21 protein-coding genes and 1 tRNA gene are annotated in these 20,739 nt (G+C 68.3%); 11 read left to right on the plus strand and 11 right to left on the minus strand.

The genetic code is table 11. The features are described 5' to 3' along the window. Positions 1-12: 12 nt before the first annotated feature. A complete protein-coding gene (locus V8686_RS08540) occupies positions 13-408 on the plus strand; it encodes a RidA family protein (protein WP_379703562.1) in 396 nt (131 codons plus the stop codon). Here the strand turns inward: V8686_RS08540 and V8686_RS08545 are convergent. Then, entirely contained in the window at positions 405-1,139 is a 735-nt protein-coding gene (locus V8686_RS08545) for a hypothetical protein (protein WP_379703563.1), read from the minus strand. The two genes, V8686_RS08540 and V8686_RS08545, sit on opposite strands and share 4 nt — an antisense overlap. Positions 1,140-1,237: 98 nt before the next feature. On the opposite strand from V8686_RS08545, the gene radB reads away from it, so the two are divergent. Continuing rightward, positions 1,238-1,987, plus strand: a complete 750-nt coding sequence (gene radB, locus V8686_RS08550; protein WP_379703564.1) for a DNA repair and recombination protein RadB — start codon at positions 1,238-1,240, stop codon at positions 1,985-1,987. Here radB and V8686_RS08555 read toward each other — a convergent pair. Together V8686_RS08555 and V8686_RS08560 are read right to left on the minus strand one after the other, a co-directional pair. Next, positions 1,982-3,127 carry a CBS domain-containing protein gene (locus V8686_RS08555; protein WP_379703565.1) on the minus strand — a complete coding sequence of 382 codons (1,146 nt, stop codon included), beginning with the start codon at positions 3,125-3,127 and terminating at the stop codon, positions 1,982-1,984. The two genes, radB and V8686_RS08555, sit on opposite strands and share 6 nt — an antisense overlap. 162 nt (positions 3,128-3,289) lie before the next feature. Continuing rightward, positions 3,290-3,364: transfer RNA gene (locus V8686_RS08560), tRNA-Val, on the minus strand. A gap of 258 nt (positions 3,365-3,622) precedes the next feature. On the opposite strand from V8686_RS08560, the gene trpD reads away from it, so the two are divergent. From trpD to trpG, 4 genes are read left to right on the plus strand one after another with little or no spacing between them, the layout of a single operon-like run. Beyond that, positions 3,623-4,618, plus strand: coding sequence for an anthranilate phosphoribosyltransferase (trpD, locus tag V8686_RS08565; protein ID WP_379703566.1), 996 nt, complete (start codon positions 3,623-3,625; stop codon positions 4,616-4,618). Further along, positions 4,618-5,259, plus strand: a complete 642-nt coding sequence (locus V8686_RS08570) for a phosphoribosylanthranilate isomerase (protein WP_379703567.1) — start codon at positions 4,618-4,620, stop codon at positions 5,257-5,259. The genes trpD and V8686_RS08570 overlap by 1 nt, the downstream gene beginning before the upstream one ends. Beyond that, complete coding sequence (gene trpE, locus V8686_RS08575) at positions 5,256-6,875, plus strand: anthranilate synthase component I (RefSeq protein WP_379703568.1); 1,620 nt, start codon at positions 5,256-5,258, stop codon at positions 6,873-6,875. Before V8686_RS08570 ends, trpE begins: the two co-directional genes overlap by 4 nt. Further along, complete coding sequence (gene trpG, locus V8686_RS08580; RefSeq protein WP_379703569.1) at positions 6,872-7,507, plus strand: anthranilate synthase component II; 636 nt, start codon at positions 6,872-6,874, stop codon at positions 7,505-7,507. Before trpE ends, trpG begins: the two co-directional genes overlap by 4 nt. Here the strand turns inward: trpG and V8686_RS08585 are convergent. After that, on the minus strand, positions 7,504-7,701 hold the full coding sequence (locus V8686_RS08585; RefSeq protein ID WP_379703570.1) for a hypothetical protein: 198 nt from the start codon (positions 7,699-7,701) through the stop codon (positions 7,504-7,506). The two genes, trpG and V8686_RS08585, sit on opposite strands and share 4 nt — an antisense overlap. 504 nt (positions 7,702-8,205) lie before the next feature. Between V8686_RS08585 and V8686_RS08590 the strand changes: the two genes are divergently transcribed. The 3 genes from V8686_RS08590 (at position 8,206) to V8686_RS08600 (ending at position 12,700) form a co-directional block, all read left to right on the plus strand. Then, entirely contained in the window at positions 8,206-11,301 is a 3,096-nt protein-coding gene (locus V8686_RS08590; protein WP_379703571.1) for an adenosylcobalamin-dependent ribonucleoside-diphosphate reductase, read from the plus strand. 160 nt (positions 11,302-11,461) lie between these two features. After that, a complete protein-coding gene (locus V8686_RS08595) occupies positions 11,462-11,581 on the plus strand; it encodes an HVO_2523 family zinc finger protein (RefSeq protein WP_379703572.1) in 120 nt (39 codons plus the stop codon). A gap of 129 nt (positions 11,582-11,710) precedes the next feature. Beyond that, positions 11,711-12,700 (plus strand): phytoene/squalene synthase family protein, encoded by a 990-nt coding sequence (locus V8686_RS08600; RefSeq protein ID WP_379703573.1) that lies wholly within the window; start codon positions 11,711-11,713, stop codon positions 12,698-12,700. Between the two features lie 6 nt (positions 12,701-12,706). Here the strand turns inward: V8686_RS08600 and cruF are convergent, their stop codons facing one another. The 5 genes from cruF to V8686_RS08625 form a co-directional block, all read right to left on the minus strand. After that, positions 12,707-13,510 (minus strand): bisanhydrobacterioruberin hydratase, encoded by an 804-nt coding sequence (cruF, locus tag V8686_RS08605; protein ID WP_379706508.1) that lies wholly within the window; start codon positions 13,508-13,510, stop codon positions 12,707-12,709. A 67-nt stretch (positions 13,511-13,577) separates the two neighbouring features. After that, positions 13,578-14,423 (minus strand): prenyltransferase, encoded by an 846-nt coding sequence (locus tag V8686_RS08610; protein WP_379703574.1) that lies wholly within the window; start codon positions 14,421-14,423, stop codon positions 13,578-13,580. Continuing rightward, on the minus strand, positions 14,420-15,919 hold the full coding sequence (locus V8686_RS08615; protein WP_379703575.1) for a phytoene desaturase family protein: 1,500 nt from the start codon (positions 15,917-15,919) through the stop codon (positions 14,420-14,422). Before V8686_RS08615 ends, V8686_RS08610 begins: the two co-directional genes overlap by 4 nt. An 87-nt stretch (positions 15,920-16,006) precedes the next feature. Continuing rightward, entirely contained in the window at positions 16,007-17,428 is a 1,422-nt protein-coding gene (locus V8686_RS08620) for an FAD-dependent oxidoreductase (protein WP_379703576.1), read from the minus strand. A gap of 74 nt (positions 17,429-17,502) precedes the next feature. Further along, a complete protein-coding gene (locus V8686_RS08625; RefSeq protein ID WP_379703577.1) occupies positions 17,503-17,646 on the minus strand; it encodes a hypothetical protein in 144 nt (47 codons plus the stop codon). 146 nt (positions 17,647-17,792) lie between these two features. On the opposite strand from V8686_RS08625, the gene V8686_RS08630 reads away from it, so the two are divergent. Both V8686_RS08630 and V8686_RS08635 read left to right on the plus strand, forming a co-directional pair. Continuing rightward, positions 17,793-18,485: an SDR family NAD(P)-dependent oxidoreductase gene (locus V8686_RS08630; protein ID WP_379703578.1), complete on the plus strand. Its 693-nt coding sequence runs from the start codon at positions 17,793-17,795 to the stop codon at positions 18,483-18,485. Between the two features lie 49 nt (positions 18,486-18,534). Then, complete coding sequence (locus V8686_RS08635; RefSeq protein ID WP_379703579.1) at positions 18,535-19,356, plus strand: ZIP family metal transporter; 822 nt, start codon at positions 18,535-18,537, stop codon at positions 19,354-19,356. On the opposite strand, the gene V8686_RS08640 is transcribed toward V8686_RS08635, so the two are convergent. After that, positions 19,357-19,659: a hypothetical protein gene (locus V8686_RS08640; RefSeq protein WP_379703580.1), complete on the minus strand. Its 303-nt coding sequence runs from the start codon at positions 19,657-19,659 to the stop codon at positions 19,357-19,359. Continuing rightward, positions 19,656-20,669, minus strand: coding sequence for a DUF7490 domain-containing protein (locus V8686_RS08645; protein WP_379703581.1), 1,014 nt, complete (start codon positions 20,667-20,669; stop codon positions 19,656-19,658). The genes V8686_RS08640 and V8686_RS08645 overlap by 4 nt, the downstream gene beginning before the upstream one ends. Between the last annotated feature and the right edge of the window lie 70 nt (positions 20,670-20,739).

Below are 20,739 nucleotides of genomic sequence, written 5' to 3' on the forward strand. Positions count from 1 at the left end.
CGAGCCCTCGGCATGGAGCGAGAACGCGTCTCCTCTGGCACCGAATGGGAGTCGGCGGTGGGCTACTCGCGGGCCGTTCGCGCGGGTGACACGATTCACGTCTCCGGGACGACGGCGACGGACGCCGACGGGAGCGTCGTCGCCCCGGGTGAGCCCTACGCGCAGACCGAACGCGCCATCGAAAACGTCGCCGCGGCGCTCTCCCGGCTCGACGCCTCGATTTCCGACGTGGTGCGGACCCGCCTGTTCGTGACCGACATCGGCGACTGGGAGGCGGTCGGTCGCGCTCACGCCGAGGCGTTCGGTGCGGTCCGGCCGGCGACGTCGATGGTACAGGTCGAGCGACTGATCCATCCGGACCTAGTCGTCGAGGTGGAGGCGACGGCGAAGCGTCCGACGGACGACTAGCCCCCGCGGTGTTCGTCGAGGGCTTCCTCGACGGTGAGGTCGCCGGCGGCGACGCGCCGGGCGAGTCGGTCGTCGATGGTTCGGTCGTCGGCCGAGATGCGACGCGAGCGATCCTTGATCCGCTGGAGTTCGCCGGCCGTCGGATCGATCTCTCGGGAGTCGATCCGCTCGCCCTTCAGGCGGGCGATGTTGACCGCGGCGAGGACGTCTCCCATCCCCCGCGCGCCGGTGCCGAGGTAGGGCGTCGTCCCCGTCTCGTCGACCAGTTCGACGGTTACGCCGTCGAGGTCGTTGACGAGGCGGGCACCCTGTAATCGGGACCCGTCGCCGATCCGGACGAGCGGATCGACCGCGTCCGCTACTTCCTGTCGGATGGCGTCGACGGCGTCGCCGAGGGGGACGTGAAAGGCGGCGACGACCGTCTCGCCGGCGAGAACGGCGATACCGGGGCGAGTGCCGGGATCGACGCCGACGACGGTGCGCCCCTCGCCACCACGGAGGATCGCGAGCGCCTCGTCGACGGCGCGTCTGGCCTCGTCGGCCGCCGCCGTGACGTGGTCGACGTCGTCGACGTCGCCCGCCAGGCCGTCGTCCGGTGCCGTGACGACGACCGACGTCTCCTCCGGGAGGGCAACGCCGGGTTCGACCGTCGTGAACGCCACGTCGCGTTCCCGGAGGCGGTCGACGACCTCGTGGTACAGTTCGAAGTCCGCGGTAGCGACGACGATCACACCCCGACGTTCGGCGCCACGGGGGTAAAACGTGTCGCGGGCGGCGGGACGGGACGTCGGTGTCGAGGGTTTATGACCCGGAGCGACCGAGTGAGACTGTGTCCGAGCCAGTGTCAACCGGCTGTCCCCCGCTCGACGACCTGCTGGGCGGCGGATTCGAGCGCGGGACCGTGACTCAGGTGTACGGTCCGCCGGCCGCCGGCAAGACGAACCTCGCGCTCTCGGCGGCGGTACAGGTCGCCGCGAGCGGTGGCACCGCGGTGTACGTCGACACCGAGGGCCTCTCTGTCGACCGGTTCCGGCAGCTCGCGGCGGCCGCCGTCGACGGCGGCGAACGCGGCCACCCGGACGAGCGGTCGGCGGATGGCGACGGCGACGGCGACGGGGACCTGGAGGCGGTCACGTCCCGAATCGTGGTCACCGAGGCGCACGACTTCGCCGAGCAGGAGGAGGCCGTCCGCGACGCCGCCGACTTCGCGGCACGGGCGGAGCTGATCGTCCTCGACAGCGCCACGGGATTCTACCGGCTCGAACGCCACGGCGGCGACGAGGGTGAGACGCTACGGCAGGTTGGGCGGCAGGTGACACATCTCCTCTCGCTCGCGCGGAAACACGACCTCGCCGTCGTCGTCACGAATCAGGTGTTCACCGATCCGGACGCCGACCGGACGCGAGCGCTCGGCGGCCACACGCTCAACCACTGGACGGGAACGGTCGTCCGGCTGGATCGGTTCCGAGGGGGGAACCGACGAGCGACGCTGGAGAAACATCGGTCGAAACCCGCCGGCGAGACGGTCACGTTCCGTATCACCGGCGAAGGACTGGCCGCGAGCGACGAGAGCCTATAGTTCGCCGAGCTTTCGGAGCAGCTGACCGCGGTACTGTTCGTCGGCGATGACCCCCTTCAGTTCGAGGACGTTGCGCTCTAGCGTGTCGGCGGCAACGTGGAAGGCGTGGTCGGCGCCGTAGCCCTCGCCGGAGCCGGCGACCTGCCCGCGGTTGGTCCGCAGGCGGATCTGGCACTGGATCAGGGGCGTCCCGCGGAGTTTCTCCTTGTGCTCGTGGAAGCGCACGTGCGCGTGATGGACCTGCATCTCCTGGTACTTGTCCGCAACGTCGGTGATGCCCTGAACGATCTCCTCGCGGGCGATGGTGTCCAGCAGGGCGACGTTGGTGATCTGGACGTCCATCTGTCCTTCCTCGGTGAACGTGAGCGCGCGGAGCACGTCGGTCTTCGTGAGGACACCGGCAACGGTGCCGTCGTCGTCCTCGCTCGGCGTGACGACCAGCCCGGAGATGTCGTTGTCGAGCATCGTCCGCGCGGCGCTCTCGACGGTTTCGTCGGCCGTCGTCGTCAGGACGGGACTGGTCATGAGATCGTAGACGGGCAGGTCGAGCATCCGGTCTAGGTCGCCCCGCCGGTCGCCCCGACCCTGGCGGTCGGCATCGCGGACGACGAAATCGACGATATCGTGAGTCGTCAGCACGCCGACGAGGGCGTCCGTGTCGTCGACGACGGGAAGTCGAGAGATGCCGTGTTCGCGCAGGTGGTTGATCGCCTGGCCGATGTGGGACTTCTCGCCGATGGTGATCACGTCGTCCGTCTGGATCTGTTCGACGGTCAGCGCGTCGAGGCTGTCGAGGACCGCTTCGAGGATGGCGTCGGCCGTGACGATTCCCCACAGGTTCTCGCCCTCGTAGACCGGTGCGATCCTGGTGCCGCCCTCGACGAGAACACGCGCAACCTCGCGGACGTCCTCCGTGCGGTCGACCTGCGGGGCGGACTTCATCAGCACGCTCGCCTTGGTGTCGTCCTCGATCCGGGAGCGGATCAGGTCGCGTTCACCGATCACACCGGCGTACTCGCCGTCCCGAGTGACGATGAGACCCTTCGGGTTCTCGCGTTCGAAGATCGAGCGGACCTTCCCTAACCGTTCGTCCGCGTCGACTTCGATGTACTCGGGGATCGCAATATCGGCAATATCCATAGCTACAGGTGAATCACCCGGTGGCTTCAAAGTTGTTTCTTCAGCCTGCGCCGCGGTGGTCGATGCTGTCACTCACGGTGACATCTGTGCCGAGGTCGGTAGTCGCGCGTGACCACCCCCCTTGTGTGGATCGCCCAAGGGAGTGATGGGGCCTTGAAAAAATGGGTTGGGGCAGATTTGAACTGCCGGCCTCCTCCATGTCAAGGAGGTGTCATAACCAGACTAGACCACCAACCCGGTCGTGACGTGCTTTCGAACGCATCTTCACGTACCGGCGGCCAGTAATTGAACCTTTCGGAACGCCGCCCGGCGCGGCGATTTCGAGGGAACTATACCTCCGGATCCGCGCGGCGATGCGTCCGCCCGTTCGACGCCAGGCGGTCGAAGCTGGGACGAGTGTGGGGCCGACCCCGACGGCGGGCCGTCGGACGAAAGGGTTAAGAAGATGTATAGATTTGTTCATTGTAACCCGAACTAATACACTGGTGTTCATCCATGCAGGACTATATCGAACGTGTGACCGAGGGCGAGGATCTGACACGGGAGGCGGCCCGGGAGGCGGCCCGAGCCGTCTTCGAGGGAGCGACCGAGGCCCAGATCGGGGCGTTGCTCGCGGCGCTCCGGGCGAAAGGCGAGACGGAGACGGAGATTGCGGGCTTCGCACAGGGGATGCGCGATGCGGCCCGGACTATCGCCCCCGATCGGACGCCGCTGGTCGACACTTGCGGAACCGGCGGCGACGACTACGACACGATCAACGTCTCGACGACGAGCGCCATCGTCGCGGCAGGTGCGGGCGCCGCCGTCGCCAAGCACGGCAACTACTCCGTCTCCTCGTCGTCCGGGAGCGCGGACGTACTGGAGGTGGCGGGCGTAAACGTCGAGGCCGAACCATCGGCGGTTGAGGACGCCATCGAACGCGACGGCATCGGGTTCATGCTCGCGCCGGTCTTCCACCCGGCGATGAAGGCCGTCATCGGCCCGCGGAAGGAACTCGGGATGCGGACGGTGTTCAACGTCCTGGGGCCGCTGACGAATCCCGCCGGCGCCGATGCACAGGTGGTCGGCGTCTACGACCCGGAACTCGTACCGATCCTCGCCCGCGCGCTCGCACAGATGGACGTCGACCGCGCGATGGTGGTCCACGGCTCCGGGATGGACGAAATCACGATCCACGACGTCACGACCGTCGCCGAAGTCGACGGCGACGAGGTGACGGAGTACACCCTGTCGCCGGCCGATCTGGGGCTGGAGGAGGCACCCATCGAAGCCGTCGCCGGCGGCGGTCCGGACGCGAACGCGGCCGACCTCCGCGACATCGTCGAGGGGGAGGTGGCGGGGGCGAAACGCGACCTCATCCTCGCAAACGCGGGCGCGGCCCTCTACGTCGCCGGCATCGCCGACGACTTGCCGGACGGCGTCGACGCGGCCCGCGAGGCCATCGACTCCGGCGCCGCAGCGGCCAAACTCGACGACTTGCGGGGTGTCTGATGGTCCGGGCGAAGATCTGTGGCGTGACGACGGAGGCGGATCTGCGGGCCGTTTCGGACGCGGGTGCCGACGCGGTTGGTATCGTCACCGAGGTGTCGGTCGACACGCCTCGCGAGGTCGACCCCGACCGAGCGGCCGACCTGATCGCCGCCGCCCCGCCCTTTCTCTCGACGGTGGTGGTGTCGATGCCGGAGTCGCCGGCCAGGGCGGTCGAACTCGCCGGCGCGCTCACGCCCGACGCGATCCAACTGCACGGCGACTTCGACGCCGAGGACGTGCGGTACGTTCGCCGGGAGGCCCGGACGGCCGTGATCACGGCCGTCGACGCGGCCGACACCGACCGTGCCCACGAGTACGACGGCGTCGCCGACGCCGTCCTGGTCGACTCGACCGGCGAGTCGGGCGCGGGGGGAACGGGCGAGACTCACGACTGGGACGCCGCCGGCGACCTGGTCGCGGACCTCTCGACGCCCGTCGTCCTCGCGGGTGGCCTGACGCCCGAGAACGTCGCCGAGGCGGCCGGGACCGCCGTCCCCTACGCCGTCGACGTGTCGAGCGGCGTCGAGCGCACGGGCGGGCGGAAGGACCACGAGGCGGTCCGGGCGTTCGTCCGCAACGCCGACGTGGAGGTGCCAGTATGACGCCGGACGACGACCGGGCGGCCTTCGTCGACTCGCTCGCCGACCGCGAGGACCCCGTCGTCGCTCGCCTCGCCGTCACCCTCGACGCCGAGACGACGCCCCTGTCGGCCTACGCCGCCCTCGACGACCGCAGCGACTACGGGTTCTTGCTGGAGAGTGCGGAGAAGACGCCTTCGAGCGATCCCGAGGGTGCCTTCACCTCCGGTGAGGGGACGGACCGCCACGCCCGCTACTCCTTCGTCGGATACGACCCCGACGCCGTCGTCTCGGTCACCGGGTCCGACGTGACGGTCGAATCGCTCGGCGGCCAGGCGGCCGAACTGATCGCCGAGACGGCGGGGATCGAGGCCGACGACGCGGACGTCCTCGACGCCCTCCGGACGGCCCTGCCCGATCTGGATCGGGTTGGCTTTCCGGCAATCGACCGCCAGCACCTCGACGGCGGGCTGGTCGGCTTCCTCGCCTACGACGCCGTCTACGACCTCTGGCTCGACGAAGTGGGCGTCGAGCGCCCGGACCCCGTCGTCCCAGACGCGGAGTTCGTCCTGACGACGCGGACGCTCGCCTTCGACCACGCCGAGGAGACGGTCCAACTCGTCTTCACGCCGGTGGTCGATCCGGACGCCGACCCCGGCGCCGTCTACGACGCCCTCGTCGACGAGGCGGCGGACGTAGAGCGGACGCTCGCGGGCGCCGACCCCCCGGAGCCCGGCGGGTTCGTCGAGACGGGCGAAACCGCCGGCCCGCGCGAGGAGTACGAGGCGGCGGTGCGCCGGGCGAAAGAACACGTCCTCGACGGCGACATCTACCAGGGCGTGATCTCGCGGAAGCGCGAACTCACCGGCGAGGTCGACCCGCTCGGCCTGTACGAGTCGCTCCGGGCGGTCAACCCCTCGCCGTACATGTACCTCCTTCGGCACGGCGACCGTTCCATCGTCGGTGCCAGCCCCGAGACGCTGGTGTCGGTGCGCGGCCAGCGCGTCGTCTCGAACCCCATCGCGGGCACCTGTCCCCGCGGGTCGGGACCCGTCGAGGACCGACGCCTCGCCGGCGAGATGCTCGCCGACGGGAAGGAGCGGGCCGAACACACGATGCTGGTCGACCTGGCGCGTAACGACGTGCGCCGGGTCTCGGAGCCGGGTTCGGTTCGGGTCGAGGAGTTCATGAACGTGCTGAAGTACTCGCACGTCCAGCACATCGAGTCGACGGTGACGGGCACGCTCGCGACGGGCGAGGACCCGGGCGCGGGCGGCGAACGATCACCCCCGTTCGACGCCTTCGACGCCACGCGGGCGACGTTCCCCGCGGGGACGCTCACCGGCGCACCCAAGGTGCGGGCGATGGAGATCATCGACGACTTGGAACGCGACGCTCGCGGCGTCTACGGCGGCGGCGTCGGCTACTACTCGTGGTCCGGCGACGCCGAGTTCGCCATCGTCATCCGGACGGCGACGGTCGAACGCCGCGAGGAGGATCACATCACGGTCCAGGCGGGTGCGGGCATCGTCGCCGACAGCGACCCGGCGAGCGAGTACGAGGAGACCGAACAGAAGATGGGCGGGGTCCTCGACGCCCTCGAACGCATCGAGACGACCGCTCCGGGGGTCACCCGATGAGGGTGCTCGTCGTCGACAACTTCGACTCGTTCACCTACAATCTGGTCGAGTACATCTCCGACCACCCCGACCCGCTGACGGGTGAGCCGATCACGGTCGAGGTGCTGAAAAACACCGCGACGATGGAGGCGGTCCGGGCAGTCGACCCCGACGCCATCGTCGTCAGTCCGGGGCCGGGCCACCCGAAGAACGACCGGGACGTCGGCGTGACCAACGCCGTCCTCCGGGAGGTGAGCCGTGAGGTGCCGACCCTGGGGGTCTGTCTCGGCCTCGAAGCCGCCGTCTTCGCCTACGGCGGCACGGTGGGCCACGCTCCGGAACCGATCCACGGCAAGGCGTCCCCCGTCGACCACGACGGCGAGGGCGTCTTCGCGGGGCTCGACCAGGGGTTCCGAGCCGGCCGCTACCACTCGCTCGTGGCCACGAGCGTCCCCGACTGTTTCGACGTCTCGGCGACGACGATCCACACCGACGCCGAGGGCGTGGACCACGAACTCGTCATGGGCGTTCGCCACCGCGACTACCCCATCGAGTGCGTGCAGTTTCACCCCGAGAGCGTGCTGACCGCCGCCGGGCACGACGTCATCGACAACTTCCTGCGGGCGGCTCGCACGCCGGACGCGACGGCCTAGAACAGAAAGAGCGACGCCAGCAGGACGAGGCCGACCACGAGGGCGGCGATGGTCACCAGCCGCCAGGCGATCTTCAGAACGACGCGACCGACCAGTACGACGACGCCGATAACGACGATGGTGACGAGGAGCTGTCCGAGCGGACCGCCGAGGGCGTCACCGAACTGGAGCACCACCTGAGACGTGAGCGACATATCCGACACGGACTCACAGCGGACGCATAAGTCTGTGGGCGGGGACGTACTACCGTCCGCCGATTAGATGTATCAGAATACAGAGAGTAGATTCTCCCCGTCGCGCCCCCGACGGACCGCGAGCGGGTCCCTACCGTGACACGAGGTTGTCACGCAGTTGGAATAGATCACGCCGCCGACCCCCCTTTCGTTCGACTGGATTTCCCGCTGCAGTCTGCCGATTGTACACGACGAATTTCACTTCCGCTCTGGTCTACACATCGTTATATACGTCGCGAAGTGATGTTCGACCCGTGCGGGCGCCCATCCGGCGCACCCGATAACGTGAAGTAGACAGGAATCGGATAGTTTGGCGGTCACGAACATCGAACCAACGCCTTTACACCCCCGATTCCACTTACAGCAACCGTCATAGATGAGCCAACTCGAACCAGCTACCGGACCACGCCCGACGTCCGTACGGGGTGGGGGGAACCGCGCCGCGACCACCACGACGACCGATACATGAGTACGTCCGACATCGACACCGACGAAGTTGAGTTGCCGATCAAACGAACCGACGGAGACACGCTCGAGGAGCGACTCACCGCCAACGCCTACCACAACATTCTACCCGCGCGCTACCTCCGGAAGGACGCCGAGGGGGACCTGATCGAGGACCCGGAGGACCTCTTCCCGCGCGTCGCGAAGAACATCGCTCTCGCGGAGGCGGTGTTCGAGGCACGCAAGCAGGACACGGAGATCACGGTCACGCCCGACCAGTTGAAACCGGATCACCCGCGGCGGGACGAACTCGCCGCCGAGGTGTTCGGAAAGGGGACGACCGCCGCGTCCGACGCCGAGACGATCCTCTCCGAGTACAACGTCAACAAGTTCGCTTACGAGACGGTCGTGCCGGACCTCCCCGAGGGGATTCGGTCGGTCGTCGAGGAGACCCGCGAGGAGTTCGAACGGCTGATGGGCGACCTCTCTTTCATGCCCAACTCGCCGACGCTGATGAACGCCGGGGACGAACTCCAGCAGCTCTCGGCCTGTTTCGTCGACTCGCCCGAGGACGACATCGACGACATCCACCAGACAGCGAAGGAGGCCGCCCAAGTGTTCCAGTCCGGCGGCGGTATGGGCTATGCCTTCTGGCGACTCCGACCCTACGGTGACGCCGTCGGCTCGACGGGCGGTATCGCGTCGGGACCGATCACCTTCATGCGCACCTTCGATCAGATGTGCGAGACCATCGCCCAGGGTGGCGCCCGCCGCGGCGCCCAGATGGGCGTCATGCGTGTCTCCCACCCGGACGTCATCCAGTTCATCCACGCGAAGAACAAGGACGTCTCGCTGGCGCACACGCTCCGCCTCAACGACCCCGACGACTTCACGCATACGTCCTTCGCCGACGCCCTGGACGAGGCGCGCGAACTCATCGACGACGAGGGGAAGGTGCCGAAACACCTGCGGAACGCCGTCGAGGGACACCTCTCGAATTTCAACATCTCGGTCGGCGTCACCGACGACTTCATGGAGGCACTCGAGGCCGGCGAGGAGTTCACCTTCACCAACCCGCGCACGGAAGAGCCCCACATCGCCACCCCGGAGACGAAGGAACTCTACGAGATGTTCGGCTTGGGCGAGTACGTCGAGGTCGGTGAGGAGCTCTCGATGCCCGCCGAAGTCATCTGGGAGGACATCGTCGAGGGCGCCCACGAGAACGGCGAACCCGGCGTCATCTATCTGGAGCGGGTGAACAAGCAGCACTCCTTCGACGTGGAGGAACATCCGGACCACCGCATCCTCGCGACCAATCCCTGTGGCGAACAGCCACTCGAGGAGTACGAGGCCTGCAACCTCGGCCACATCAATCTCTCGACGCTCGCCGACCTCGACGCGCCGGACTGGCGGGTCTGGGCCGACGACCACGAAGACGAGTACGACTCCGAGGCCGCGGCCGTCGAGGCGTTCCTCGACGAGGCGATGGACTGGGAGGCCTTCGACCACCGCATCGCCTACGGCACCCGCTTCCTCGAGAACGTCGTTACGATGTCCGACTTCCCGGTCGACAAAATCGAGCAGAAGGTCCGGGAGATGCGAAAGATCGGACTGGGCGTCATGGGACTCGCTCAGCTGTACGTCCAGCTCGGCATCCGCTACGGGAGCGACACGGGCAACGAAGTGGCCCGGCAGTTGATGACCCACATCAATCACGAGTCGAAGTGGACGTCCCACGAACTCGCACAGGAGCGGGGGGCCTTCCAGGACTGGGACGACTCGAAGTACGCCGACCCCACTCGGTACCGCGAGTGGTTCGAGCACCACACGGGACTGGACGCCGACGAGTGGGACGACGGCTTCCCGATTCGCAACCACAACACGACGACCATCGCACCGACCGGTACGACGTCGATGGTCGGCAACACCACCGGCGGCTGTGAGCCGATTTACAACGTCGCCTACTACAAGAACGTCTCCGACGACGTGCAGGGCGACGAAATGCTCGTCGAGTTCGACGACTACTTCCTGCGAACGCTGGAGGCGAACGACATCGACATCGACGCGGTCAAGCGGGAGGCCCAAGAGCAGATGGCCGACAACGCGTTCGACGGCGTCGAAGGCCTGGAGACGGTGCCGGACGCCATCGGCGAACTGTTCGTCGTCACCGGCGACCTGGCCGGGAAGGAACACGCCGCGGTCCAGTGTGCGTGTCAGCAGGGCGTCGACTCCGCCATCTCGAAGACCTGTAACTTCCCCAACTCCGCCACCATCGAGGACATGGACGAGGTGTACCGCTACATCTACGACCACGGCGGCAAGGGCGTCACCGTCTACCGCGACGGCACGCGCTCGAAGCAGGTGTTGACCACCCGCGCGAAGAACACGGAGTTCGCCGACGAGAGCGAGGCCGCGGCCGCGCTGGTCGACCAGATCGAGGAGGTCTTCGGCGGTATCGAGGGCTTCCTCGACAACGAGGACGTGCAGGCCGCCCTCGACACACAGCTATCGGAACTACTCGCCGTCGCCGACGGCGAACGAGAACTCGGAACCAAACGCCCGCGCCCGGACGTCCTCCACGGCATCACACAGCGCATCGACACCGGCTACGGGAAGCTCTACGTCAACATCAACGAGGACGAGGACGGACGGCCGTTCGAACTGTTCGCCAACATCGGCAACTCGGGTGGCTTCACCGCCTCCTTCACCGAGGCGCTGGCGAAGACCATCTCGACGGCCCTCCGTTCGGGCGTCGACCCGCGCGAAATCGCCTCCGAACTACAGGGCATCCGGTCGCCGAAAGTCGCCTGGGACAAGGGTGAACAGATCAACTCCATCCCCGACGCCATCGGCACGGCGATGCGGCGCTACCTCGACGGCGAAATCGACAAGCCGTACCCCAAACAGCAGAACCTGACGGAACTGGAGAAGGCGGAAGCGAAGGCGATGGACAGCGGTCCCGAGGCCGACGGCGGTGCGACGGCGGCAACCGACGACGACACCGCGGACCTCCTCGCCGCGGGCGAGAGTCCCGAGTGTCCGGAGTGTGGCGCGATGAGCCTCTACTACTCCGAAGGCTGCAAGACCTGCGAGTCCTGTGGCTGGTCGGAGTGTTGAACTGACGGATCGGCGCACCGCTCGGTACGCCGTCAACCGATCGCGGGTTTCGATTCTCGCGGTTTCGAAACGGACGCCGGCAGCGACTTCACGTTCCGAATCGGACACGCGGATCGGCGGCGGCGGAACAGTCATGTCGATGTGGCTCTGAAATGGTGACATGTCCGCGTCAGGTGGGCGACCCTGCCCTCGCTGTGAGACGGCGATGCACCGTCGTCACTGTAAGTACGTCTGTCCGAATCACGGGGTCGTCTACGACTGCAGCGATACCTTCTGGTGACATGACGATTCGTGAATCCGCCCGGGCTGTCGACCCGTGGTCCGACGGACCGACAGACCGACGGCGCCACGTCTCGGCGCCGCCCCACCGTGGCGATCCGGCCGTACCAGCGCCGACCGGGGTGTCTCCATGGTGAACGACGATGGCGTCGCCCGCGGGAAGGCCATCCAGCGCCGAACCGGCAAGACGTTCCACTTGGCGACGCGACTCCTCCCCGAACGCGTGCGCGAAGCCACCTACGTCCTCTATGCCTTCTTCCGCGTGGCCGACGAGGTGGTCGACGACGCCGAGGGCGTTCCGCCCGCGGAACAGCGCGCCGAACTGGAGCGGTTGCGCGCGTCGGCACTCGGCGAGGAACCGACGGAAGACCCCGTCCTCGCCGCGTTCGCCGACCTTCGCGAGCGTCACGACATCAGCGATGGCGACGTGAACACGTTCGTCGACGCGATGTTGACCGACGTGACCGAGGACCGATACGAGACGTTCGAAGAACTGCGGGCGTACATGGACGGCTCCGCGGCCGCCGTCGGACGGATGATGACGGCGGTGATGGACCCCGAGCATCCGGAGCGGGCGCTCCCTCACGCGACGGCGCTCGGCGAGGCGTTCCAGCTCTCGAATTTCCTGCGTGACGTGCGCGAGGATATCGTCGAACGCGACCGGATCTACCTACCCCAGGAGACGCTCGACGAACACGGCGTCTCGGAGACCGACCTCCGGAACTTCGAGATGAGCGACGACTTCCGACGCGCGATGGAGCGCGAACTCCAGCGCACGGAGGCGCTCTACCGCGAGGGCGTCGCCGGCATCGAGTGTCTCCCCGAAGACTGTCAGTTCTCGGTACTCGTCGCCGCGGTGCTGTACGCCGACCACCACCGCCTGATCCGCGAGCGCGACTACGACGTGCTCTCGGCGACGCCGAGCATCGGCACGCTCCGCAAACTGGCGCTCGTCGCCCGGACGCGCTGGTACTGGGCGTGGAACTCCGATCCCGAAACCGTGTTCCGGCGGGTGAGTGCCGTCTCCGACACACCGGGTGACCCGGACCGCGGCCCGAACCGTGGCGTCGCCCGGCGACTCCTTCGCGGAGCGGTCGAGGGGCTCCGTCGGCTGACCTGATTCCTGCTACGGCCGCCGGAGCGGCAGCGGCACGTCGAATCGGTCGGTGCCGAGTAGGCCGACGCCGAACAGGCCGCCGACGGCCGCCGCGCCCCAGTTGCCGAAGTAGGCGTTGACCGCGCTCCAGAGCAGGACGAAACTCACCATGTCGTCGAGGGCGAACTCGCAGGTTTCGAGGCGGTCGAGCAGCGCCGTCCGGTCGAGGACGGCGTCGAGGACGAGCACGGTCACCGTCGCCGACAGCACCCATCCCGCGAAGTTCGACAGCGGGACGCCGTACACTGGGCCGCCACCGGGGTACGCCCAGAACCCGAGCGCGACGGCGCCCGGGTCGAGGACGACGTCCATGGCGACGACAGTCCCGATCACCGCGGGCAGGCGCACCTGTGCCGCCCGCGCCCGCCCCCCGAGCAAGAGCAGGCAGAGCAGGTAGGCGTTACACACCAGCGGCAGGAAGAAGACGGGGAGTCCGAGGGGGACGCCCGCGACGGTCGGCCCGAGGTCGATGGCGTAGTGGAAGTCGCCGTAGGGGAGCCCCGTCCGCAGGCCGACGAACTCGATGGCGTAGGCGTAGCCGGCGAGAGCGGTCACGCCGAGGGCTGCCCGGCGGTCGATCAGCGGCGCCATCCCCACCAGCAGGGGCGAGCGCATGACGAGCGTCCCGAGGAGGAGCATGAACGGCTCGAACGCCAGCGGCGGCGGGAGGAGTCCCTCGGCGCTCGCGACGAGGAGGACGGCGCCGACGACCGGAAACACGACGGCGACGGTGAACCGGTTCTCCCGGATCAGGTCGTCGAGACGGCCCTGCATCGTGGCTCGTCCCGGCTGGGTCGCCGTCCCCGGCGAGGTGCGGACCGACCCGTTGCCCCCGTCTTTGCTACCCATGCACCACCCTCCAGAGGCCACCCATCGTGAGCAGGGCACCGACGACGGTGTTCACGGCCGGATACCACCAGTACGCCCGCGAGACGCCTATCGACGACGTGGCGACGAGGGCGACGGCGACCGGATAGATGCCGAGCAAGAGCCCGAGGCGCACGTCGAGGAGGCCGAACGCGACGGCGGCGAGCGTCCAGCCGGCTCCACAGTAGACGTAGGTCCAGCGCTCGCCGAGACGGGTGGCGGTCGTCTCGATCCCCGCCGCCCGATCCGGATCGATGTCGGGAATCGCGGAGAAGGTGTGCATCGCCATCGACCAGATCCAGCCACCGGCCGCGGCCAGTAGCGGGGGATGAGTGCCCGCGACGGCCGCGTAGGCCGCGGCGCCCGGCAGGACGTACAGGCCGTTCGAGAGGGAGTCGAGCGGCGGCCGCGTCTTCAGGCGAAGCGGGGGCGCGCTGTACGCGACGCCGAGCGCGAGGAAGCCGGCGATCCAGGGCCAGGCGAGCGGCGGCGTCAGAGCGGCGGGGACGAGCGCCAGCAGGGCACACAGACCGACGGCCGCGGGAACCACGGGGTCGCCACCGTACCTGACTTCCCGTCCCTCCTTCTTCGGGTTCTCCGCGTCCACGTCGACGTCGAACACGTCGTTGACGCCGTAGAGCAGGACGTTCGCGGGGACGAGGAAGTACCCGAAGAGGGCGAGCGTCGCCGGGGTGAACAGGTCACTCGTGTCGCGGGCGGCGTAGACGACCCCCACTGCTACCGGGCCGGCCAGGTAGAGCCAGAACCGTGGACGCGAGGTCTTGAGCAGGTAGCGGAGGCGGCCGTCGCCGGGCATCATCGCGCGTTCGCCATCGTCTCGGCCGTCAGGCGGCCGCTGATGAGACACATGGGGACCCCGATGCCGGGGGTGGTGAACGATCCGGTGAAGTAGAGGCCGTCGACCTCGCGGGAGGCGTGTGGCGGTCGGAGCAACGAGGTCTGGCGGAGCGTGTGAGCGAGGCCGAGGGCGGTTCCCTGCGTGCTGTTGTACCGCTCGGCGAACTCGGAGACGGAGAAGTGCTCCTCGACGACGATCCGGTCCCGGAGGTCGACGCCGGTGTGTTCGGCGACGTCGTCGAGGAGGCGGTCACGGAACGCTTCGCGGCGCTCCGGCCCGTCGTCGAGGCCCGGAGCGATGGGTGCGAGGACGAACAGGTTGCTGTGGCCCTCCGGCGCGACGGTGTCGTCCGTCTCGCTCGGCACACAGAGGTAGTACGCGGGGTCCTCGGGCCAGGCAGGGTCGCCGAAGATGGTCTCGAAGTGGTCGTCCCAGTCAGTCGGGAGGACGAGCGTGTGGTGTGCCAGCGGCTCCACGTCGCCCTCGACGCCGAGATAGAGGAGGAATGCGGAGGGGGCGTAGGTACGGGAGTCCCAGTACTCGGCGTCGTACTGGCGGTCCTCGGGGACGAGGAGTTCCTGCTCGGTGTGTGCGTAATCCGCGTCGGAGACCACCTCGTCGGGGAAGAACTCCCGGCCGTCCTCGGTGCGGACGGCGAAGCCACCCTCCCGGCCCCTGATCTCTGCGACCGGGTGGTCGACCCGGAAGTCGACGCCGAGTTCCTCGGCCATGGCGACGATGCCGTCGACGACGCCGCCCATCCCGTCCTCGGGGTAGTAGACGCCGAGGTTGAAGTCGACGTGACTCATCAGGTTGTAGAGCGCGGGCGTGTTGTTGGGTGCGCCGCCGAGGAAGACGAGCGAGTACTGGACGATCTGTTGCAGTTTCGGGTGGTCGAAGTAGTCCTCGACGTGGTCCTGCATCGTCCCCAGAAGCGAGAGCCCGCGGGCGTAGCGGAGCACGTCGGGGTCGACGAAGTCCCGGAGTCGCGAGCGGTCCTCGTAGACGAAATGTTCCATCCCGACGTCGTAGGTGTACTCGGCCTGGTCGAGGTAGTCGTCGAGGGCCTCGCCGGCGCCGGGTTCGTAGGATTCGAACAGCTCCCGGTTGGCGTCCAGGTCGGGGAGGAGGTCCACCTGGTCGCCGTCTTTGAAGAAGATGCGATAGTGGGGGTCGAGGCGTTCGAGCCCGTAGTACTGCTCCGGCCTTCGCCCGAAGTCGGCGAAGAAGTCCTCGAACACGTCGGGCATGAGATACCAGGACGGCCCCATGTCGAACCGGAAGCCGTCGGTGTGGAGGCGGCTCGCCCGACCACCGAGCTGTTCGTTTTTCTCCAGGACGGTCACGTCCGCCCCCGCGTCGGCGAGGTAGCAGGCCGTCGAGAGGCCGCCGAATCCGCTGCCGACGACGACCACCGACCGACCGTCGGCGTCGCCGACCGGCGAGCTGTCGTTCATGCCCGCCCGTAGGGACGTGATCCGTATATACTGCCCGCCCCCGAGCGTCGCGGTGATCGCCCGCCCGCAGCCCGACGGTCGAACCGATCAGTCGTCCAGCCGACCGTTCAGCACCTTGGCGGCGACGAGTACCGGGTCCCACACCGGGCTGAACGGTGGGGCGTAGGCCAGATCCAGGCGTTCGAGTTCGTCCACCGTGAGGTCACTCTCGATAGCGGTCGCCAGCGTGTCGATGCGGATCGCCGCCCGGTCCCGTCCGGCGATGGCGCCGCCGAGGACCCGGCCAGTCGTCCGGTCGGCCACCAGCGTGACGCTCGTCTCGTCGCCGCCGGGGTAGTAGCCCGACCGTGACCCCGCGGTGATCGTCGCGCTCGCGGGGTCGAAGCCGGCGTCTTCGGCCGCCGTCTCGTCGATGAAGCCGACGCGTCCACACTCCAGGTCGAACGCCTTCACGACCGCCGTCCCGGCCACGTCGCCGACGGGCGTCGGGTCGCCGGCCACCGTCGCCCCGATGGCCCGGCCGGCGCGGTTCGCGGTCAGCCCGAGCGGAATCCACGTCTGCTCGCCCGTCACCGCGTGCCGTGCGGTCGCGACGTCGCCGGCGGCGTAGACGGCGGGGAGACTCGTCCGCCCGTAGTCGTCGGTACGGATCGCTCCCTTCGGCCCGCGTTCCACACCGGTGCCGTCGAGGAACCCGGCGTTCGGTTCGACGCCGATACCGATCACTGCCATGTCGACTGGGAGTCGTTCGCCGTCGTACGCCACCGCTTCGACCCGGTCGTCGCCCAGCAGTTCCCCGACCGGGCGGCCCGTGTGGACCGCGACGTCCCGGTCGGCGAGGTGTGACTCCACACGCTCGCCGACGGCCGCGCCGAACGGATCGAGGACGTGGTCGGTGCGCTGGAAGAGGTGGACGTCGAGGCCGCGGGCGGTGAGTGCCTCGGCCATCTCGACGCCGACGTAACCGCCGCCGACGATGGCCGCTCGCTCCGGGGGGTCGAGAGCGGCGTTGTGGTCGATCCGTGCCTCGTCGACGGGACCGTCGCCGAGACGGCCCCGGTCGTACTCCCCGGGGAGTGAGAGGAAGGCGTCGACGGCGGCCGCCGAGTCGAGGCCGTGGATGGTGAAGACGCCGTCGAGGGTCGTGTCGAACGGACCAGTCGCCGCGCTCGCGCCCGTTGCCACCAGCAACTCGCCGTAGGGCTGGTCGAACCGGTTGCCGTCCGCACGGACGGTGACGGTCCGGTCCTCGGGGGACACCGCCACCACCTCGTGGCCGCGACGCAGGTCGATTCCCCGCTCCGCGACGTCGGCGGGGGAGAGCGAGAGGAGGTCGGTCAGCCGCTCGACGGAGCCCTCGACGAAGTAGGGCTCCCCGCAGTGGGCGTAGGAAATCCACTGCCCCCGTTCGAAGACGACGACTTCGCGGTCGGTTTCGCGTCGGAACTTGCTCGCCGCGCTCAGGCCGGCGGCGTCGCCACCGATGACGACGAAGGGGTCGCGTGCCATACACGTCGTTCAACGACCGTAGTCAAAAACGTGTACCGCGTTCGCGGCAGCGGCGCGTAACCGCAAACGAAACCCTAAAATCGACCGCGGCGGCGGAACAGCCGCTTCAGGAACCGCTCGACTGGACCGGGGGTGTTCGACAGGTGGGGCATCCCGGGCAGGTAGGGACCGTCGTCGGACGACTGCTCGCCGCTACCCGTTTCGGTGACTTTGCTCATGTACTACTCACTCGGGGACGGATCGGTTTAACATTTCTGAAGTTAACTTGTGAAAATCCAAAGTAACGCCCGTGATTGATGAATGTTCACGAACCGAATACGTCAGTCGACCGCACATTCATGTCCGGTGCGACCCACGGCTCGCTATGGACGGAACCAGTGCGGTCGTCACGGGTGCCAGTCGGGGAATCGGTGCGAGCGTCGCGGCGCGGTTCGCTGCGGATGGGGCCGACGTCACCTGCTGTGCGCGAACGCGGGACGCGGTGGAGTCGGTCGTCGAGGGAATCGTCGACGACGGCGGCGAGGCGCGGGCGGTTCGGGCCGACGTGCGCGACGAGTTCGACGTGGAGCGACTGATGGAGACGGCCGCGCGCGAGGCCGGTGACATCGATGTGGTGGTGGCGAACGCGGCGGTCAACCACGGTGAGGCCGGGTCGAGCCCCCTCCACGAGGAGTCGTACACCCGATTCGACGACACGATGCGGACGAACCTCCGCGGCGTCTTCACGACGGTTCGGGAGGCGCTCCCCCACCTCGCCGCCGACGGGCGGATTCTCGTCCCGTCGGGTGCCGTCGCGCGGGAGTCGACGGCGGGCATGGGCGCGTACGCCGTCTCGAAGGCGGGCGCAGAGGCACTGGTTCGAGGGTTCGCCGCCGACCTGGATCAGGCCGTCGGCATCGTCGACCCGGGATACGTCGCGACGGACCTGAGCGGCGGCAAAGGCCGCGATCCGGACGACGTGGCGCCGATGTTCGTGTGGGCCGCCCGCGACGCCGACGCCGGAACCGTCGACGGCGAGGTTCTCGATCTGCGGACCTGGAAGTCGGCGACGCGGTAGCGGACGACGAACCGAACGTATTATTAACATCAGCAGTTTCGTTGTTAATGTGACTCGACGCTCACTCGTCGGCCCCGCCGCCGTGGTGGCGCTTCTGGGACTGTCGTGGTTCGCGGTGTCCGCGGGCACCTGGAAGCTCCTCGGCATCTCGTGGGTCGCGTTCGGCGCCATGGCGCTCGGCATACCCCTCGGCAGCCACTCGCTCGGCGGTCGGCCGTGGACGCTCGTCTGGGGGTACGGTCTCGCTAGCGGGGCGATGGTGACGAGTGCCGCCGTCTTCCTCGTCCCGCAGGCCATCGCCCACGACCCCACCTTCGGGGGGTTCGGCGTCGCACTCGGCTTGCTGGTCGGCTTCGCGAGCCACACCGTCGGCCACCGCCTCGCCCACCTCGACCTCCCCTTCGACCGCACCGCCACCGAACTCACGGCCCACGCCCTCTCTGCGGGGATCATCATCGGCATCGTCTACGGCAACATGCCCGACTTGGGACCGATCCTCGGCCTCGCTATCGTCTCACACAAGGGCCCCGCGGGCTACGCGGCCGCCCACCGCCTCGTGAAGAACGAGCGCGATCCGACGGTGTTGCTCCTCCCCGCTGCCGGCGTCGGGATCGCGGCGATCCTCGCCAGTCTGATCGCCCTGCCCGCCGCCCCCATGGCACGGGGCGTCGTCTTCGGCTTCGCCGCCGGCATCTTCCTTCACATCGCGATGGACTTCCTGCCGCGCTGCGAACTCGGTAGCGACGTCCACGACCTGTTGACCGTGACGGGCGACGCACACGCGCTGCTGGACCGGTTGCGCGTCCACGCCGTCCTCAGCACGGCCCTCGGCGGCATCGCGGTGTTCGCCGCGTGGCTGCTCCTCTCGTAGTCACGAGCCGTAGAGGCGGCGAAGCTGGTAGGTGATGCCGATTCCCGCGGCCAGCAGGACGACGAGGTTGAACGCGGCCTGGAACAGCGATCGGTACTCGTCGGAGATCCAGATCCGGATGACGTTCGACACCGAGAGGTACAGCTGAATCACGGCGACGAACGCGAGCAGGCCGAGGGCGAGCAGGACTGCGTAGTTGGCGTAGCGTCGGACGCGGCCGCCAGTGTCGTCGTCTCGCGGCGGTGTCACGGCCTCGCCCTCGTCGTCGGTACTCGAATCGGTCTGGGTTTCTGTCTCGCTCATTGGGTCCACCTCCGGGCGAACAGCGCCGCGGCGAGGGCGGCGACGACGGCGACGCCGACGCCGAAGCCGGAACCACCGCCGGACGTCGGTTGACCGGTCGCCTCGGGCACCGGGCGGTCGCCTTCGTCACCCTCGCCGCGCGTGAAGTCCCCGACCTCCAGTTCCACCTCGCGTCGCGTCTCGTTGACGCTGATGGTCTCGGAAGGGTCGAGATTCGCGGCGCCCCGGGCGCTGTCGATGACGACGCCGTCCTTCCAGAGCACCGCGTCGATGTAGTAGTTGTACCCCGCCGGGACGGTCAGCGGTGTCTCGACGGTCGCCGTGCGTCCGGGTCGGATCGACCCCACCGACACCGACGTACGGTTGGCGACGATGTTCGAATCGGCCTGGCGGAGCGTCACCGTGATCCGGAGATCCTCGGGCCGTTCGTCGCCTTCGTTGGTCAGCGCCAACTGGAGGTCGAGGGACGTTCGCTCCTCACCGCTCTCGGCGACCGAGAAGGAGACCGGCGGCAGGGCGTCGGCCGATGCGAACCGAACGTCGCTACGCGCGTACGGCGGCTGGAGGGCTTCGAGGCCGCGGAGTTCGCGCGACCCGCTGTCGATCCGCTGGCCGTCGCGGTAGAGGACCGCTCGAATGCGGTATCCTCCCTCGCGGTCGACGGTCAGGTTCGTCGGCACCGCCACCTCGCGTTCCTCGGTCAGGTTGCCGACGCTCACCGTTTTGGTCGTCTCCACCAGTCCCGACTCCGTATCGACGGCCTGGACGCGCAGGCTGACGTTGCGGGCGGGCGGGCCGCGGTGAGAGAGGCGGGTCTCCACGTTCAGGGTGACCGTATCGCCGGTCACGTCGCCCGCCGCAATCTCCATGTCGGCGATGTCGACCGGCCCGGGGCGAACCGGTCGCTCCTCGCTCGGGTCCGCGAGGGCGCCCGGAACGAGGACCGCCGCGACGACGGCCAGGAGGACGACGCCGACCGCACCCGCGGCCAGCGCGATTTCGCGACGCATGGCCCGGAGAACTCCCGGACGACGCAAATGCTTTGCGGAGAGTGAAACACGCATTTATGTCTACGGGACA

Source organism: Haloplanus litoreus, assembly GCF_045690335.1.
Taxonomy (GTDB): domain Archaea; phylum Halobacteriota; class Halobacteria; order Halobacteriales; family Haloferacaceae; genus Haloplanus; species Haloplanus litoreus.